The sequence below is a fragment of the Streptomyces typhae genome (genome assembly GCF_009755605.1).
GTDB lineage: Bacteria > Actinomycetota > Actinomycetes > Streptomycetales > Streptomycetaceae > Streptomyces > Streptomyces typhae.
In genome coordinates, this window is sequence record NZ_WPNZ01000003.1 from 453688 (window position 1) to 470698 (window position 17011).

Here is a 17011-nt window from a genome sequence, read left to right on the forward strand (position 1 = left end):
TACGCGGCCAGGGCACCAACCATCACATCCGCACGGGAAATCACCCCGTAGGAGTCGACAAATCAACAGAGTCGGCGCTACGGAGGAGTCGGCGCCGCAGAGGGGTCGGCGCTACGGAGGAGTCGGCGCCGCAGAGGAGTCGGCGCCGCGGCGGCAGCCGGAGGCGGCCGGGTCCGGGAGCCGGACCCGGCCCGGGATCAGTTCCCGTTGATCTTGCCCATCCAGTCGCCGACGGTGTGGTAGATGTCCTCGACCTGGTCCCAGTACCCCTTCGTGGTGCCGATCCAGTCCTGGAGCGGGCTCAGCTCCCAGACCAGCCAGCTCGCGACGAACAGGATGACGAGGACGACCAGGCAGCCCTTGAGGCAGCCGAGGCCGGGGATGCGCGTCCGGTTCGGGTTGTCGCGGCGGCTCCGGCGCGGAGCGGCGGGCTGCTGCGGCGGGGGCGCCTGCGGGGCGGGCTGCTGCGGCGGCGCGTACGGCTGCGGTTGCGGCGTCCGGCGGCGCGGCTGCGCCGGGGGCGCGTACGGCTGGGGCTGGTTCTGCGGCGGGTACGGCTGCTGGTGGTGCTGCGGGGGGTACGGCTGGGGCTGTTGCTGCTGTTGCTGCTGCTGCGGGCGCGCCACCTGGCGCTGGGGGCGGCGGCGCAGCGGGTCCTGGTTCGGGTCCAGGTACTGCACCTGCGTCTGGTCGTTGCGGTCGCGGGCCGCCCGCATCTGGTTCTGCCAGGGGTGCGGGTCGTCGGGGTTGCCCCCCTGGCCGCCCGGGCCCACCGGCGGCATGACGGCCGTCGGGTCGGCGCCGCCCTGGGGCCCGCCGGTGTGCGGCAGGACGCTGGTGGCGGCGGCCGGGTCGTACCCGCCGGTGTTCGGCAGGACCTGGGTGGGGTCGGCGGCGCCCGGGGTGTCCGGCACCGGCGCGGGCGAGGGGTCCGGGGCGAGCAGCGCGGCCACGCCCTCGGCGGCGGCGATCTGGGCGGCGTTCGCGTGCACCCCGATGCCGTCGGCGACCGCGCGCAGACCGCGCGCCAGGTTCTCGGCGCTCGGGCGGCGGTCGGGGGCCTTGCTCAGGCAGCGCTCGATGACCGTCCACAGCGGGTCGGGCACGGTGGAGGGGCGGCGCGGCTCGGCGCTCAGGTGCTGGTGCAGCACTTCGAGGGCGGAGCTGCCGGCGAACGGCGGCCGTCCCGTGACCAGTTCGTACAGCAGGATGCCCGCGCCGTAGATGTCGACGGCGCTCGTCTGCGGGCGGCCCTCGGCGGACTCCGGCGCGACGTACGCGGGCGTGCCGACGAACTCCTGGGTACGGGTGAGGCCCGGCGAGTCGGCGAGGCGGGCGATGCCGAAGTCCGTGAGCATCGGGTGCATGCCGCTCGCGTCCTGCTTGACCAGGACGTTCGCGGGCTTCAGGTCACGGTGCACGACGCCGTCGGCGTGGCTCGCGGCCAGCGCATCGGCGATCTGCGCGGTGAGCAGGGCCGCCGCCGCGGGCGTGAAGGGGCCGTTCTCGCGCAGGTACTTGTGCAGGTCGGGGCCGTCGATCAGGTCCATCACCAGGGCGAGGAGATCGCCCTCGACGACCAGGTCGCGGGTCCGCACGATGTTGGGGTGCGTCAGCCTGAGCAGGACGGAGCGCTCCCTGAGGAAGCGCATCACGACGTCCGGGTCGTTGGCGAGCTCCTCCTTGAGGACCTTGATCGCGACGGTCTCGCCGGGCTGGCCGGCCACGGCCGCCTCGGCACCCGCGGTCTCTCGCTGGCGGGCTCGCCAGACGGTGCCCGTGGCGCCGCGCCCGAGCGGCTCCTCGAGCAGGTACTTGCTGCCTACCGGCCGCACGTCATGCGCTCCCTGCTGATCTGGCTGGTCTGTGGTCCTGTGGTGCTGCGGTGCTGTGCTGTGGTCCTGTGGTGCTGTCACCCTGTGGTGGTTCCGGCGTCCCGCCGCCTGGGGGCATCGGCCGGCACAGCGTTCCGACCCAACTGTAGTGCCGCCGTACGGGGCGCCGTCCGACGATCTTGCCCTTCGGCGGGGGCTGTCCTCCCCTCCGACGGAGGCGATCTTTCCACTCGACGGGGGCCGTCGGGGGCGGAACCGGAACCGTGCACGCACCTCTGTTCGGAGGGAAGACGCGCGACCGGCGCCGTTGGTTGCCGGAGCCTCCGCGCGGCCGGCCGAATCAGGGCGTACGCCCGCGCCCACATCCGCCCGAGCAGGCACTGAGAAGGCACTGAGCAGGCACTTTGGGGGCACTTTTCCGAGCAGAGCCGACCATTCAAGATCACATATGGGTGGGGGGCGGGCGCGTTGTCAGCGGCAGGTGCGAGGATGCTCCCGTACTGGCCGACGTGCCCGTGTGCGGTGGGGGGAATCACAGCGCGTGTCCCCGTGCCGGGCGGCAAGGGCAGAAGGGACCGCTGACGGCGATGCAGATCCGGCTGACCGTCCTCGGGCCGCATGGCGGCCGGACCGAGCCGGGGGGACGCCCCGCGGCGGCCTGCGACGTGCTGGTCACCGCCCCCGCCGGGACCGCGCTCGCCGCGGTCGCCTCCGGTCTCGCCGCGGCCGTCTCCGCCGGCGAAGGACCCGCCGTGCTGTACGCGCAGTCGGACCGGCTCGACCTCCAGCGCTGCACGCTCGGCGAGCCGCCCCTGATCGACGGCGCCGTCCTGTCCGTCGGCGCCCCCGCCGAGCCGGGCCCCGACCTCGCCGACGCCGCCACGCGGCTGCATGTGGTCGCGGGCCCCGACGCCGGCGGTGTGCATCTGCTGCACGGCGGCCAGATCCGGGTCGGCCGCTCCGACCGGGCCGACGTGCCCCTGGACGACCCCGACGTGTCCCGGACGCACTGCGCGGTCACCCTCGCCCCCGACGGCCGGGTCACGGTCACGGACCTCGGCTCGACGAACGGCACGACGGTCGACGGCCGCACGATCGGCGACCGCCCCGTCCCCCTCCCCTCCGGCTCCCTCCTGCGCATCGGCGAGTCCGTGCTGCGCCTCACCACCGGCAGCGCCCCCGAGGGCACGCTGCCGACGGCGCCGGACGGCGACGGCCATGTGCGGGTGCGGGTCGCCGCCCTGCCGGAGCACGCGCAGAGCGGCGCGGCGGCGGTGCCCGCGCCCCGCGCTCCCGGGGGCGCCGCGACGCCCGCCGCGGGGGGCTCGACACAGCACGCGTACGGATCGGCGGACTGGGGCGCGGCGGCCGGTGGCGGGAGCGCGACCGCGGGCGGGCACGGAGACGCTTCCGCGGGACCTGGAGCAGGATCCGCACCCGAGGCCGCCGGGGGGACGGTGGTGCCGCAGCAGGGCGGGATGCCCGACGTGGAGCGGCGCCGTACGGGCACGCCCGCGCGGGGCACGACCGTGCCCCGGGGCCTGCGCAGGCGCGGCGGCCTCTCGGCGTGGGCGCGCCGCCTCGCGGGGGGCCGGGGCGAGGCCGCGGACCCGTACGACGTCCACGACGAGGGCGGCGACGGCGACGACCGCGACGCCTACGACACGGACCCGCCCGACTCCGGCGCGCACGCCTCGTACGGCGCGCACGCTCCGTACGCCTCGCACGACCGGACGCACGGTGGGCCGCGCGGCGCCGGGGTGACCGGCGGGGTGCGTGCGGAGGGTCACGCCGGGGCGGACGGCGACGGGTACTTCGGCGGGTCGGGCTCCGGTGCGCGGGCGCCCGAGGTGTGGCCCGACGCGGCGGCGCTGCTGCTCGCCGCGCTGGGGCCGGGGGCGCGGCTGTGGGAGCGGGGGCCCGCACATCCGGAGGCACTGGCCGTGCGGCTCGGTACGACGGACCGGCCGGCTCCCGGTGCGGCGGGGCTCCTTCCGGCCGTGCCGGTGACGGTGAGCCTGCGGGAGGCGGGGGCGCTGGGGCTCGCCGGGCCCCGGGGGCGGCTCGCGGGCCTCGCGAGGTCGGTGCTCGCGCAGCTCGCCGCGCTGCACTCCCCCGCCGCCCTGGAGATCGTCCTGATCAGCACGGACCGGGGGCGGACGACCCGGGAGCGCGTCGACGAGTGGTCCTGGCTCGGCTGGCTGCCGCACGTCAGGCCCGGCCACGGGCAGGACTGCAGGCTGCTCCTCGCGTACGACCGCGAGCAGGCGGCGGCCCGCACGGGCGAGCTGCTGCGGCGTCTGGACGAGCCCGCGGAGCCGGGCCCGGCCGGGCGGAACTTCTCCGCCGAGGAGCTGGCCGGTTCCGGCGTGGGCCCGGCGGCGGCCGGGCCGCGCACGGTCGTGGTGGTGGACGGCGACCCGGGCGCGGCGGACCTCAGGGAGGCCGTCGTGCGGCTGGCCCGCGAGGGGGCGAGGGCGGGCATCCACGTGGTCTGCCTGGCCGAGACGGCGGCGGCCTCGCCCGCCTCGCCGGTGACGGACACCTTCGAGGCTGCGTGCGAGGTGTCGCCCGCGTTCCGCGCGTGCGGGGCGGCGGCGCTGCTCAGCGGGGACGTGGCGACGGCCCTGCGGGTGCTGCGCACGGCGGACGGGCGGCCCGCCGGGCACGGCACGGTGGCCGTGGTGGACGCGGTGTCGGCGGCGTGGGCGCAGCGGTTCGCGCGGGCGCTCGCCCCGTTGCGGCCCGACGGGGCGGCCGGGGGCGGGCACGCGCGCGTGGCGACGCCGTTGCCGCAGTCCGCGCGGCTCCTGGACGAGTTGGGGCTCGCCCGTGCGACGCCCGCCTCGCTGATGGCCCGGTGGGCTGCCGCCGCCGACGACGCGCAGGCGCTCGGGGGGCGGGCCTGGGCGGTGCTCGGCGCGGGCGCGCGCGGTCCCGTCGTGGTGGACCTGGTCGCGGACGGCCCGCATCTGCTGGTCGAGGGGCCCTCGGGGAGCGGCCGCACGGAACTGCTGCGGTCGGTGGCGGCGTCGCTCGCGGCGGCGGAGCGGCCCGACCGCCTGGGCATCGTCCTGATCGACGGCCGCGACGGCGGCCCCGGCTCCGGCCCCGGCACCGGTGGCGGAACCGGCCCCGGGGAGCGCCCCGGCGAGGGCCTGCGCCCCTGCACGGACCTGCCGCACGTGACCACCCACCTGACGGCCAACGACCCGGTACGCATGCGGGAGTTCGCCCAGTCCCTGACGGCGGAGCTGAAGCGCCGGGCGGAGTTGCTCGGCCGGGTGGGGTTCGCCGAGTGGCACACGCAGCGGGAGGTGTCGGGGCGGATGGTCGCGCAGCGGGCCGGAGGCAGGGGTGGGGCCGGGGTCGGCGCCGGGACTGCGGACGGTTCCGGAAGAGCGGCATCGACACCGGCTTCGGCTTCGGCTTCGACATCCGCATCCGCATCGGCACCGGCATCGGCATCGGCATCGGCATCGGCGTCCGCATCGGCGTCAGCGGCGGCTGAGGCTGGTGAGGGTGCCAGGGCCGGGGGCGGCAACGGGGCCGGGGGCGGCGCGGTGGCGCGGACCCAGGCTGGTGGTGCGGCCCGGACCGGTGGTGGTGGGGCTGTTGTCGGGGGGCGGGGTGCGGACGGGGCCGAGGCCTCGGGTGAGGAGGGCGGTGGGGACATCGTCGAGGTGCAGACGAGTGCCACGGTGCGGCTGCGGCCCGCTGTGGCCGCGCAGGCCGAGCCCGGTCCGCCCCTGGCGCGGCTCGTCGTGCTCGTCGACGACTTCGACGCGCTGCTCGCGCCCGCGCTCGGGTCGCCCGGACGGCCCGCCGCCGGGTCCGTGGTGCGGGCACTGGAGGCCGTGGCGCGGGACGGGGAGCGGCTCGGGGTGCATCTCGTGGCCGCGGCCCGGGGCGAGCGGGTCGGGGGCTCCGAGGTGGGGCGGCGGGCCGGGCTCGTGGTCGCGCTTGACGCGGTCGGGGGCGGGGCGGAGGATCCGGCTCCCGGGCGGGGTGTGCTTCGGGGGGACGACGGGCGGGAGGCCGCTTTTCAGGGTGGGCGGGTCACGGGGCGGATTCCCCGTACGGCGACTCTGCGGCCCACCGTGGTGCCGCTGGAGTGGGAGCGGGTGGGGGATCCGCCGGCCCGGCGGCCCGTCCGTGAGCTGGGGAACGGGCCGACGGATCTGGCGCTCCTGGCCAGTGCGCTCGACCGCGCGACGCGTTCCGTCGCGGCGGCCCGGATACCGTCCCTCCTCTGACGCCCGCCTCCTCTGACCGCACCTGCACGTACCGCCGCACCTTGCCCGCACGCCCACATGTGCGCACCGTAGGCCGGGGCTGTGCCCACCCGTTCCGCCCTCTGGGCGGACCAGCTGCCCACAGCGGGGGGGCGGGAGCGGGGCTGCCGGCCGCAGCGTGGGTGGGCAAGAAGGGGCGGGCGGGTGGGGGAAAGCCGCCGCGCAGCGGCGGTGGCCCCAAGGCGCAAGGCCCTCGGGCGAGTCCGCCACCATCCGCGCCCACGGCCAGACAGCCGGGAGAAGCCCCCGAGCAGCGGCACCACCCGCGTTCACGGGCGGGCGGGAGAAGCCACCAGGGGCGCCACCCGCGTTCACGGACGGGCGGGTGGGGAAAGCCGCCGCGCAGCGGCGGTGGCCCCAGGCGTGCGGGACGCAGCAGGCGCCCCGCCAGACGAAGGCGTGCGGGACGCAGCAAGCGCCCCCCGGCCGCCCAAAGGCGCCCCCGCCAGCAGAAGGCGCCCCCGCCAGACCAAATCACAAGGCCATCACGATCAACGAGTTGGCCGTGTTGACCATCTTGCCGCCCCTCGCCGGCCGGGCGTAGACAGATCGAACGGGACCAGAACTGGACCGGTCGGGGTAGAGAACGGGGCAGTGATGCGCAGCAGGCTTGGTACAGGCACACGCACACGCACACGCACTCCTCATGCACGCCGGGCACGCCGTGCTCGCCGCACGCGCGGGACGGCCGCCAAGGTGGCCGCCACCGCCGCCGTGAGCGCCCTCGTACTGGGCCTCGGCGCGTGCGGCGGCGACGACAGCGACGACAAGGGCAACGGCAAGGACGGCGGGGGCGGCAAGGAGAGCGCGGCCACCGTTCAACTCCCGAAGCTGGACGGCGAGAAGGTGTCGGTGGCCGCCGTGTGGGGCGGCTCCGAGCGCAAGGTGTTCCTGGAGGTCCTGGACGAGTTCGAGAAGCGCACGGGCGCCGAGGTCTCCTTCGTACCGGCGCAGGACCCCATCATCAGCTTCCTGGAGTCGAAGGTCGCGGGCGGCCAGCCACCGGACGTGGCGATGCTGCCGCAGGTGGGCGCCATCGAGCAGGCCGTGGCCAACAAGTGGGCGAAGCCGGTGGGGCCCGAGGCCCAGAAGGAGCTCGACAAGAACTACGCGCAGGGCTGGCAGAAGCTCGGGGCGGTGGACGGCAAGCAGTACGGCGTCTACTTCAAGGCCGCCAACAAGTCCCTGGTCTGGTACAACACCGCGGTCTTCGACAACGCGGGCGTCGAGGAGCCGAAGACCTGGGACGAGTTCATGCAGACCGCGCAGACGGTGTACGACTCGGGTGTGACGCCGCTGTCGGTGGCGGGCGCGGAGGCGTGGACGCTCACCGACTGGTTCGAGAACATCTATCTCTCGCAGGCGGGCCCGCAGAAGTACGACCAGCTCGCGAAGCACGAGATCAAGTGGACCGACCCGAGTGTCGAGAAGGCCCTGACGACCCTCGGCGGCCTGTTCGGGAAGAAGGGGTTCATCGCCGACAACGCACTCCAGACCGAGTTCCCCGCGTCCGTGAAGCAGACGTTCACGGGCGGCGACCAGCCGAAGGCGGGCATGGTCTTCGAGGGCGACATGGTCTCGCTGTCCATCTCCGAGACCAAGGCGAAGGTGGGGACGGACGCGAAGGTGTTCCCGTTCCCGGCGGTAGGGGACGGGCCTCCGGCGGTGGTCGGCGGTGACGCGGCCGTGGCGCTGAAGGACAGCAAGGGCGCCCAGGCCCTGCTGACGTACTTCGCCTCGCCCGACGCGGCGAGGATCTGGGCACAGGCGGGCGGCTTCGTGTCGCCGAACAAGGGCCTGGACCTGAAGGCGTACCCGAACGACGTGCAGCGCGGCATCGCCGACGATCTCATCAAGGCGGGCGACGACATCCGTTACGACATGTCGGACCAGGCCCCGCAGTCGTTCGGCGGCACGCCCGGCAAGGGCGAGTGGAAGGCGCTCCAGGACTTCCTGAAGAACCCGAAGAACGTCGCGGGCACCCAGCGGACGCTGGAGGACGCGGCGGCCAAGGCGTACAAGAAGAGCTGACGGGGCGATGACGACCCCCGACGCCGGGGGCACCGCGGCGGTGCCCCCGGCCGGAGCGACGCCGCACGCCCCCAAGACCGGCCCGCACCGGGCCGGCCCCCGCAAGAGCGTGACCGGAACCCGCAGGACGATCGCGGTGCTGTTCCTGCTGCCCGCCCTCGTCCTGCTCGGCGCGCTCGTGCTCTACCCCATCGGCTACTCCGTCGGCCGCAGCTTCTTCGACAAGGCCGGCGACTTCAGTGGCTTCGACAACTACGAGACGATGTTCTCGGACGACGGGATCCGTACCGCCGTCAAGAACAACGCGATCTGGCTGGTGGCCGCCCCTGCCCTCACCACCGCGCTCGGTCTGATCTTCGCGGTCCTGACCGAACGGGTGCGCTGGGGCACGGCGTTCAAGCTCGTCATCTTCATGCCGATGGTGATCTCGATGCTGGCGGCGGGCATCATCTTCCGGCTCGTGTACGAGTCGGACCCCGACCGCGGGGTCGCCAACGCCCTGTGGGTGGGCGTGCACGACACGTTCGCCGAGTCGTCGGGGTTCCCGCAGGGCCATCCCGGCGCGCGCTCGCCCCTGGAGGGCGCGGGCGGCGGCGCGTTCATCACCAAGGAGCCGGTGCGGGCCGGGGAGCCGGTGGTCCTTCCGCTCACCGGGGTGCCGCCGGACCTGATGCCCGACGACGCGGCGTCCGCGAAGCCCGCCGCGGCCGAGCCGGGCAAGGTCACCGGCACCGCCTGGCAGGACTTCACCCGCGGCAAGGGCCGGGGGCAGGTGAACGCCCCGGACGCCGCCGAGTTCGGCTATCCCGGCATCAAGATCGAGGCGGTCAAGGACGGCGAGGTGGTGGCCTCGACGAAGGCCGCGTCCGACGGCACGTTCACCTTGCCGGAGGAGGCCGACGGCGCCCTGCTGCGCTATCCGGCGGACAACTTCCGCGAGCCGTACAACGGCGTCGACTGGCTCGGCCCGACCCTGATCACCCCCGCCATCATCGGCAGCTACATCTGGATGTGGGCCGGTTTCGCGATGGTCCTCATCGCGGCCGGGCTCGCCAGCGTGCCGCGTGAGCTCCTGGAGGCGGCGCGGGTGGACGGCGCCAACGAGTGGCAGGTGTTCCGCCGGGTCACGGTGCCGCTGCTCGCGCCGGTCCTCGCGGTCGTCGTGGTGACGCTGATGATCAACGTGATGAAGATCTTCGACCTGGTCTTCGTGATCCCGCCGGGCTCGTCCAAGGACGAGGCGAACGTCCTCGCGGTGCAGCTGTACAACTCGGCGTTCGGCGACCGGGACGCGGGCGTGGCGAGCGCCATCGCGGTCCTGCTGTTCCTGCTGGTGATTCCGGTGATGCTGTTCAACTTGCGCAGGATGCGGCGGGAGGGTCGGCGATGACGACAGCGAGTGGGACGGGCACGGCGCCGCCGCCCGCGTCGCGGGAGGTCACGGTCGTCAAGGCCGAGCGATCCCTGGGGGGCCGGATCGCCGCCGTCGTCAGCGGCGGCGTGCTGCGGGTGTTCCTGGTGGTGATCGGGCTCTTCTGGCTGGTGCCGACGCTCGGGCTGCTGCTCGGTTCGCTGCGGACGCCCGCGGACATGGCCGAGAGCGGCTGGTGGGAGGTCTTCAGCAAGCCCTCGCAGATCACCTTCGAGAACTACTCCACCCTGCTCAAGGACGAGACGATCACGGACTCGATCCTGACCAGCCTGGCGATCACCGTCCCGGCGACGCTGCTCGTCGTGGTGATCGGCTCGCTCGCCGGGTACGCGTTCGCGTGGATGGAGTTCCCGGGCCGCGACTGGTGGTTCCTCGGCGTGGTCGCGCTGCTCGTGGTGCCGGTGCAGGTGGCGCTGCTCCCGGTCGCCAAGCTGTTCGGGGAGATCGGCATCTTCGAGTCGACGACGGGCGTGGTGCTCTTCCACACCGCCTTCGGCCTGCCGTTCGCGATCTTCCTCCTGCGGAACTTCTTCGCGGAGATCCCGCGCGAGCTCCTGGAGGCGGCGCGGCTCGACGGCGCCGGGGAGCTGCGGCTCTTCCTGCGCGTGGTGATGCCGCTCGGCGCGCCCGCGATCGCCTCGCTCGGCATCTTCCAGTTCCTGTGGGTGTGGAACGACATGCTGATCGCGTTGATCTTCGCCGACGCGGGCTCCCCGCCGATCACGGTGGCGCTCCAGCAGCAGGTGCGGTTCTTCGGCGACAACGTGCAGATCCTGGCGCCGGGCGCGTTCATCTCGATGATCATTCCGCTGGCGGTGTTCTTCGCCTTCCAGCGTCAGTTCGTGTCCGGTGTCATGGCCGGTGCGGTGAAGTGACCGGTTCGGTGAAGTGACCGGTGCGGTGAAGTGAGAGGCGGCTGACGTACGGGGCGGAGGGCGGCCCGGGGGTTCGGTACGGCACCGGGCGCGTGCCGTACCGATGAATTCTGGGTGAATGACGCCAAAGTAGGGCAATGCACCACCACTCCCCTACCACGGGCGGCCCTCCGCACCCGGCCCCGGCCGGCCACACTTCGGCCTCTTCCCGCCGCTCCGCGCGCTCGGCGGCCTCCGAGCGCCCCCCGCACCCCGCCCTCTCCGCGCTCGCCACCCTCCTCGCGCTCCCCGCCCTCCAGTCCGCCCTGGGCCCCCGCGCCCGGCGCGCCGCCGCGAAGGCGCGCAGCACCCGGTTCCGTCTGGAGCGGGCCGCCGCCGGGCGCGACAGCGGGCGCGAGCCGTTGCTTCCGCCGCCCGCGCACCTCTCGCTGCGGGACAGCCGCACCCTCAACCTCGCCCTGGCCGCGCCCGAGCCGGACCCGCGCTCCGCCGAGCTCCTGATCACCCGCGGCCACCGCCGCTTCCGGGTTCCGCTCGCCGTCGAACGGGACACCGACGGGGGTCCGCTCCTGACGGCGACGGTCACCTTGCACGACGCCCTCGACACCGCCCGCACGCCCCGGACGCCCGCCCCCGCGCCCCTCCTCGGCGACGGTGTCTGGCGGCTCACCGTGGTGACGGCGGACGAGGGCGGGCGGGTCCGGCGCCGGGGCCTCACCCTCGAAGCACCTACCGCGGCCGGCGCCCCCCAAGGCCCCACCACCCCGCACGCCCCGAGCCCCCGCACCGGCACCCTCATGCGGGTGGTGCGCTGCCGCGGCGGCCGGGCGGCCGTGCAGGTGACGCGGTCGCCGGCGCGTGCGGAGCTGGTGCGGTTCGTGCCGCGCGGGGACGGGATCACGGTGCACGGGCGGGTGGTGGCGGGGCCCTCGCAGCGGGCCGTACGGGCCACGCGGGCCGTGCGGGCCCTGGCCGCCCTGCCCGCGCGGGCCGTGCGCCGCCGTGACGGCGTCGTCGTACCGCTCGAACTCCACTGGGAGGGCGCCGCGTTCCGGTGCGTGCTGCCGCTCGGCGCGATGGCCGGTGCGGGGCCCGGCCAGTGGGTGTGGGACTTCCGCGTGGGCGAGCTGCCCCTCGGGCGCCGCCTGACCGACGTACGCGATCTGCCGTCGGCCTTCCCGACGCCGTTCCGGCTCGTCGCGCTGCCCGACGGCCGTCTGGTGCGCGCGCACCCCCACCTCACCGCGTCCGGCGCGTTCGCCGTCACCTGCCTGGACATCACGAAGGAGACCTCATGAAGGAGACCTCATGAAGATCACGTACCTGCTGGGCTGGGGCGACGAGATGGGCGGCACCGAGCTGGCCACGTACACCCAGGCGCTGCACCTCGCCGAGCGGCACGACGTGGAGGTCGTCTCCGTCTTCCGCACCCGCCCCGAGCCGTTCTTCCCCGAGGCGCGGCAGGTCCGCGTGCGCCATCTCGTCGACCGTACGGTGACGCCGGAGCGGCCGGTGCGGGCGTCGGGGCTCGACGAGGCGGCGTGCCGCACCCTGGCCGCGCTGCCGAGCGAACTGATCGACCCGGCCTGGGAGTCGGCGTTCGACCGGCTCTCCGACGTGGAGCTGACCGCGGCGCTCGGCACGCTCGACGCGGACGTCCTGGTCACGACGACCCCGGCGCTGCTCGCCGCCGCCGTCGGCGTGGTGCCCGCGCGCGTGGTGACCGTGCACCAGGAGCACCGCCCGACGCAGCGCCGCGGCCGTTCCGGGGAGCCGCTGCTCCTGCACGCGCCGCGCCTGGACGCCCTGGTCACGCTGACCGGGCGGACCCGGGACTGGATCGCGGAGTCCCTGGGCGCGACGGCGCCGGAGCTCGCCGTGATCCCCAACGCCGTACCGGACGGCTTCCGGCCGCGCGCCGACGGCGAGAGCAAGGTCGTCGTGATGGCCGCGCGGCTCACCGGCGAGAAGCGCGTGGACCACGCCGTCCGCGCGTTCGCGCAGCTCGCCGACGCCCATCCGGAGTGGACGCTGCGGGTCTTCGGCGGCGGCCACCGCGAGCAGAGCCTGCGCCGCCTGGTGGACGGCTTCGGGCTCCAGGACCGGGTGGAACTCCTCGGCCCCTGCCAGGACATGGCCGCCGAATGGGCCAAGGCGGGCCTGTCCCTGATGACCGCGGGCCACAACGAGGCGTTCCCGCTGGTGCTGCTCGAAGCGCTCGCCGCCGGGGTCCCCGTGGTCGCGTACGACGTCCTCACGGGTCCGGCGGAGATCGTCCGCCACCGCGTGGACGGGCTGCTCGTACCGCCCGGCGATGTCGGGGAACTCGCGCACGCCATGGACGAGATGATGACGGACGACGCGCTGCGCGGGTCCTGTGCGCGGGCCGCCCGCGAGGGCGTGTACGAGCGGTTCTCCTCGGCCGGTGTGACCGCGCTCTGGGAGGAGCTGTACACGCGGCTCGTCGCGGGCCGGGACCGGCCGGAGCGGGCGTCGGCGCGCGCGGACCGGGTGGCGCTCGGGGTGGCCGCCGGCGGGTGCGGCTTCCGGCCGACGGCGCCGCACACCTTCGACGCCGCCGCGAGCGCCGACGAGAAGGCCCGCGAGGACGAGATCCTCGCCGCCGCCCCCGACGGCGGCGTGGTCCGCTCGGTGGGCCGCCTCGCGGAGTGCCGCGACGACGTGCTCGCGCCGCGCATGGCCGACTGGAACCTCGAACTCACCGCGGCCGCCCTGGAGTCGCGGCAGGTGCCGTACGTCCTGGTGCGCACCGGCGGCTCGGCGCACACCCTCGCCGTCGACGAGGACGACCGGGACCGGGCCCTGAAGGCGCTCGCGGAGTCGCTGCACGGGCAGCCGGTCTACGCGGAGCTGGTACGGCCGCGCGACGCGGCACCGGGGGCGGTGCTGGCCGAGCGCCTCGACGGGATCGGCGAGGTCGCGGGCGTGAAGGTGTTCAAGCCGGTGACCACGACGACGCTCTCCCTGCGCCACGGCGTGCAGCAGGCGTGCACGGTCGCGTTCTGGACCCGCCCGACCGCACCGGACGCCCCGGACACGGCGAACTCCCCGGGCACCCCGGGCACCACGAACACCCCGGGCACCCCGGGCACCCCGGACACCCCCGCCCCCACCCGCAGAGCCCCCTTCGGCAGCACCCTCGCCGGAGCCGAGCTGCCGTCCCTCGCGCCCGCCGCCGAACTGCGCGTCGGCACCCGCGCGTACCCCACCCCCGGCGTGTTCACCGAGGTCCTCATGAACGACGTCGACTTCCCCGTGGACGCCGTCTACACCTGGGTCGACGACACCGACCCCGACTGGCGCGCGGCCCGCGCCGCCGCGCTCGCCGAAGCCACGGGCACCGGCACCGGCACCGGCACCGGCACCGGCACCGCGGCGGACGCGGCGAGCGGCGCGTCCTCGCCCGACACCGGCACCGTCCGCTTCCGCAACCGCGACGAACTGCGCTACTCCCTGCGCTCGCTGGCGATGTACGCGCCCTGGGTGCGGCACGTGTACCTGGTCACTGCCGGGCAGGTCCCCGACTGGCTCGACCGGGACCACCCCGGTCTCACCGTCGTCGACCACCGGGACCTGTTCGCCGACCCGGCGGCCCTGCCGACGTTCAACTCGCACGCCATCGAGACCCAGCTGCACCGCGTCGAGGGCCTCGCGGAGCACTTCCTGTACTTCAACGACGACATGTTCCTGGGCCGCCCGACGACCCCGGGCACCTTCTTCCTCGGCTCCGGGCTGCCCAAGTTCTTCTGGTCGTCCATGCCCGTGCCGCCGCTGCCGGTGTCCGCCGCGGACGAGGGCTATCTGGCGGCGGCGAAGAACAACCGGGAGCTGCTGCGCCGCGACTTCGGCCGGACGGCGACGCACTGCTTCTACCACGTGCCGTACGCGCTGCGCCGCAGCATCCTCGCGGAGCTGACCGAGCGGTACGCGGACGAGCTGACGGCGACCTCCCGCGCCCGGTTCCGCGGCAACGCCGACCACTCCCTGGTGTCGTCCCTCCACCAGCACTACGCGTACCTCACCGGGCGCGCCGTGCCCGCCGGACTCTCGTACGACTTCGTGGACATCGGCAGGCGCGCCGACCACGCGCGGCTCGGGCAGCTCCTCCAGTCGCGGAACAAGACGGCGTTCTGCATCGGCGAGTCGCCCGACAGCGGCATGTCCGACCAGGAGATGTCCCTGGCCGTCCGCTCGTTCCTGACGGCGTACTTCCCGGTGCGCTCGCCCTACGAGCGCACCCCCGCGGGCTGAGCCCTCCGGGTCCCGCTCAGGCGAGGAAGAGCCGCCGAACCACCCGCTCGGCGGCTCTTCCGTCGTCGTACGGGCAGAACCGCGCCCGGAACGCGGCGCGCAGCCGTGTCGTCTCCTCGGTGTCCCAGCCGCCGTCGCGGAACAGTCCGGTCAGCTCGTCCTGGGTCGTCGCGAGGGCGCCGGGCGTCTCGCCGGGGCGGCCCGAGAGGACGTCGAAGTAGGTGCCGCGGGCGAGGCGGTAGGCCTGCCAGTCGGGGGCGTAGGTGACGATCGGGCGGTCCAGGCAGGCGTAGTCGAACATCAGGGAGGAGTAGTCGGTGATCAGCGCGTCGGCGGCGAGGCAGAGGTCCTCCACGCGCGCGTGCCCGGTGACGTCGATCAGGTTCGGGTGCGCGGCGAGGCCCGCGTCGGCGCCGTAGAAGTAGTGGGCGCGGACCAGGACGACGTGGTCGGGTCCGAGCGCCGCCGCGAACCGCTCCAGGTCCAGGCGGGGCAGGAAGCCCTTCTGGTAGTCGCGGTGCGTGGGGGCGTAGAGCAGCGCCCGCACGCCGGGGCGGATGCCGAGGTCGGCGCGGATGCGGGCGGTGTCCTCGGGTCCGGTCGTGAAGTACACGTCGTTGCGGGGGTAGCCGGCCTCCAGTGCCTGGTAGGCGGCCGGGTACACGCGTTCCCACACCTCGGTGGAGTGCGGGTTCGCGGACAGGCTGTAGTCCCACTGGTCGGTGTGGTCGAGGACCTTCTGGAAGCTGATGCCGTGCGTGCCCGCGGGGTAGCGGCGCTGGTCGAGGCCCATCTTCTTCAGGGGCGTGCCGTGGTGGGTCTGGAGGTAGACCTGCCCGGGGCGCTTGGTGAAGCCGCCGGGGAAGGAGGAGTTGTTGACGAGGTACGTGGCGCGGGCCATCGCCCGCCAGTAGCGCCGCGAGCCCTCGATGACGTACTCGACACCGGGCGGCACCCGGTGCTTGTGGCGGCTCGACACCACCCACACGCCGCGGATGTGCGGGGCGAGTTCGCGCGCCTTGGCGTGGATGGCGGCCGGGTTGCAGCTCACGCCGCGGTTCCAGTACGCGCCGTAGACGGCCAGGTGCGGGTCGAGGGAGCGGCGCAGGTCGGCGCGGTAGGTGACGCGCATGGCGCGGGCGCGGACGGCCTTCTTGCGGCGGGCGAGCGCGGAGCGCACGGCCTTCATGCGGCCGCCCGCGCGGGCCAGGGACCGGTAGGTGGCGTACGAGCCGGACAGCAGGGCGCGGTGCCGGTCCGTCACCGTGACGTAGCCGCCGGGGCGGTGGGCGCGCAGCATGCCCGCGGCCGCCCGGAAGTACGCGGCGCGGTCGCCGGGCGGGACGCGGCCCGGGTCGTCGAGGACGGCGAGGACGTGGTCCACGGCGCACGGGAAGAGGCGTGCCGTCACCTCGGTGCCCGCGGCGAACAGCTCCTCGTACCGCCCGATCACCGCGAAGTGCGCGCGCCCCGGTGACTTCGCGAAGCTGCCGCCGCGCCGCTCGCGCCAGCGCACGCACACCCGGTCGAGCGCCCCGACGCGCTCCCCGGCGGCCAGGGTCGCCTGGTGCACCGGCACCACGTCCTCGTAGGGGCCCGCCGAGAAGGCGAGGGCGTGTGCGGACCAGAAGGAACGGCGCACGACGCGGTTCCAGGCGGCGACGGTCACGGCGAGCGGATCGCCGGTGACGTCCTCGCCCGCGGGGCGGCGCACCGTCTCCCACCAGTCGACGCGGTCGTGGCCGAAGAGCAGCACGTCGACGTCCCCGGCGGGGCCGTCGAGCGTTTCCCCCAGGGCCGCGAGCGCGCCGGGCAGCAGCACGTCGTCGCCGTCGAGGAAGAGCAGCCACTCGCCGGTGGCGTGTTCCGCGCCGGTGTTGCGGGCGGCGCCGATGCCACGGCGCTCGGGGAGGCGGACGAGTTGCACCCGGGGGTCGCGCTGCGCATACTCCGCCGCGATCGCGGCCCCCGCGTCCGGCGAGTCGTCGTCGACGACGATCAGTTCGAGGTCCGTGCAGGACTGGTCGAGCACGGACTCCAGGCATTCCCGGAGGTAGCCCTGGACGCGGTGGGCGGGCACGACGACTGAGAAGTACGGCATGAGTACCGACCGTAGCCATGCGCGCACCCTGTGTCGAAGACCGTGCCTCACTCGATGGGGTGATCGGGCGCCTCGATGGGGTGAGCGGGGGCGCGGATGTTGATCCCGCCGGGCAAAAGGTGTGAATACGCCTGTATTGGGACGTCACCATCAGGACACCACCAGGACGT

8 protein-coding genes are annotated in these 17011 nt (G+C 74.6%); 6 read left to right on the top strand and 2 right to left on the bottom strand.

What is annotated here, in order from left to right:
• Window positions 1-197: 197 nt before the first annotated feature.
• The gene (locus tag GPA10_RS08595; RefSeq protein ID WP_343040532.1) at window positions 198-1835 is read right to left on the bottom strand and encodes a serine/threonine-protein kinase; all 1638 of its coding nucleotides are present in this window, start codon (window positions 1833-1835) and stop codon (window positions 198-200) included.
• A 587-nt stretch (window positions 1836-2422) separates the two neighbouring features.
• Here GPA10_RS08595 and GPA10_RS08600 point away from each other — a divergent pair.
• From GPA10_RS08600 to GPA10_RS08625, 6 genes are all read left to right on the top strand, one after another.
• Window positions 2423-6091, top strand: coding sequence for an FHA domain-containing protein (locus GPA10_RS08600; RefSeq protein WP_157164887.1), 3669 nt, complete (start codon window positions 2423-2425; stop codon window positions 6089-6091).
• Window positions 6092-6826: 735 nt separating this feature from the next.
• Window positions 6827-8161: an ABC transporter substrate-binding protein gene (locus GPA10_RS08605; RefSeq protein WP_425505690.1), complete on the top strand. Its 1335-nt coding sequence runs from the start codon at window positions 6827-6829 to the stop codon at window positions 8159-8161.
• Between the two features lie 109 nt (window positions 8162-8270).
• Window positions 8271-9551, top strand: a complete 1281-nt coding sequence (locus GPA10_RS08610) for a carbohydrate ABC transporter permease (RefSeq protein WP_343040550.1) — start codon at window positions 8271-8273, stop codon at window positions 9549-9551.
• Window positions 9548-10468 (top strand): carbohydrate ABC transporter permease, encoded by a 921-nt coding sequence (locus tag GPA10_RS08615; RefSeq protein ID WP_058852061.1) that lies wholly within the window; start codon window positions 9548-9550, stop codon window positions 10466-10468. Before GPA10_RS08610 ends, GPA10_RS08615 begins: the two co-directional genes overlap by 4 nt.
• 137 nt (window positions 10469-10605) lie before the next feature.
• A complete protein-coding gene (locus GPA10_RS08620; protein WP_157164888.1) occupies window positions 10606-11766 on the top strand; it encodes a hypothetical protein in 1161 nt (386 codons plus the stop codon).
• 10 nt (window positions 11767-11776) lie between these two features.
• On the top strand, window positions 11777-14740 hold the full coding sequence (locus tag GPA10_RS08625; protein ID WP_157164889.1) for a stealth conserved region 3 domain-containing protein: 2964 nt from the start codon (window positions 11777-11779) through the stop codon (window positions 14738-14740).
• Between the two features lie 16 nt (window positions 14741-14756).
• Here the strand turns inward: GPA10_RS08625 and GPA10_RS08630 are convergent, their stop codons facing one another.
• Window positions 14757-16841 carry a bifunctional glycosyltransferase/CDP-glycerol:glycerophosphate glycerophosphotransferase gene (locus GPA10_RS08630; RefSeq protein WP_157164890.1) on the bottom strand — a complete coding sequence of 695 codons (2085 nt, stop codon included), beginning with the start codon at window positions 16839-16841 and terminating at the stop codon, window positions 14757-14759.
• Window positions 16842-17011 lie beyond the last annotated feature (170 nt).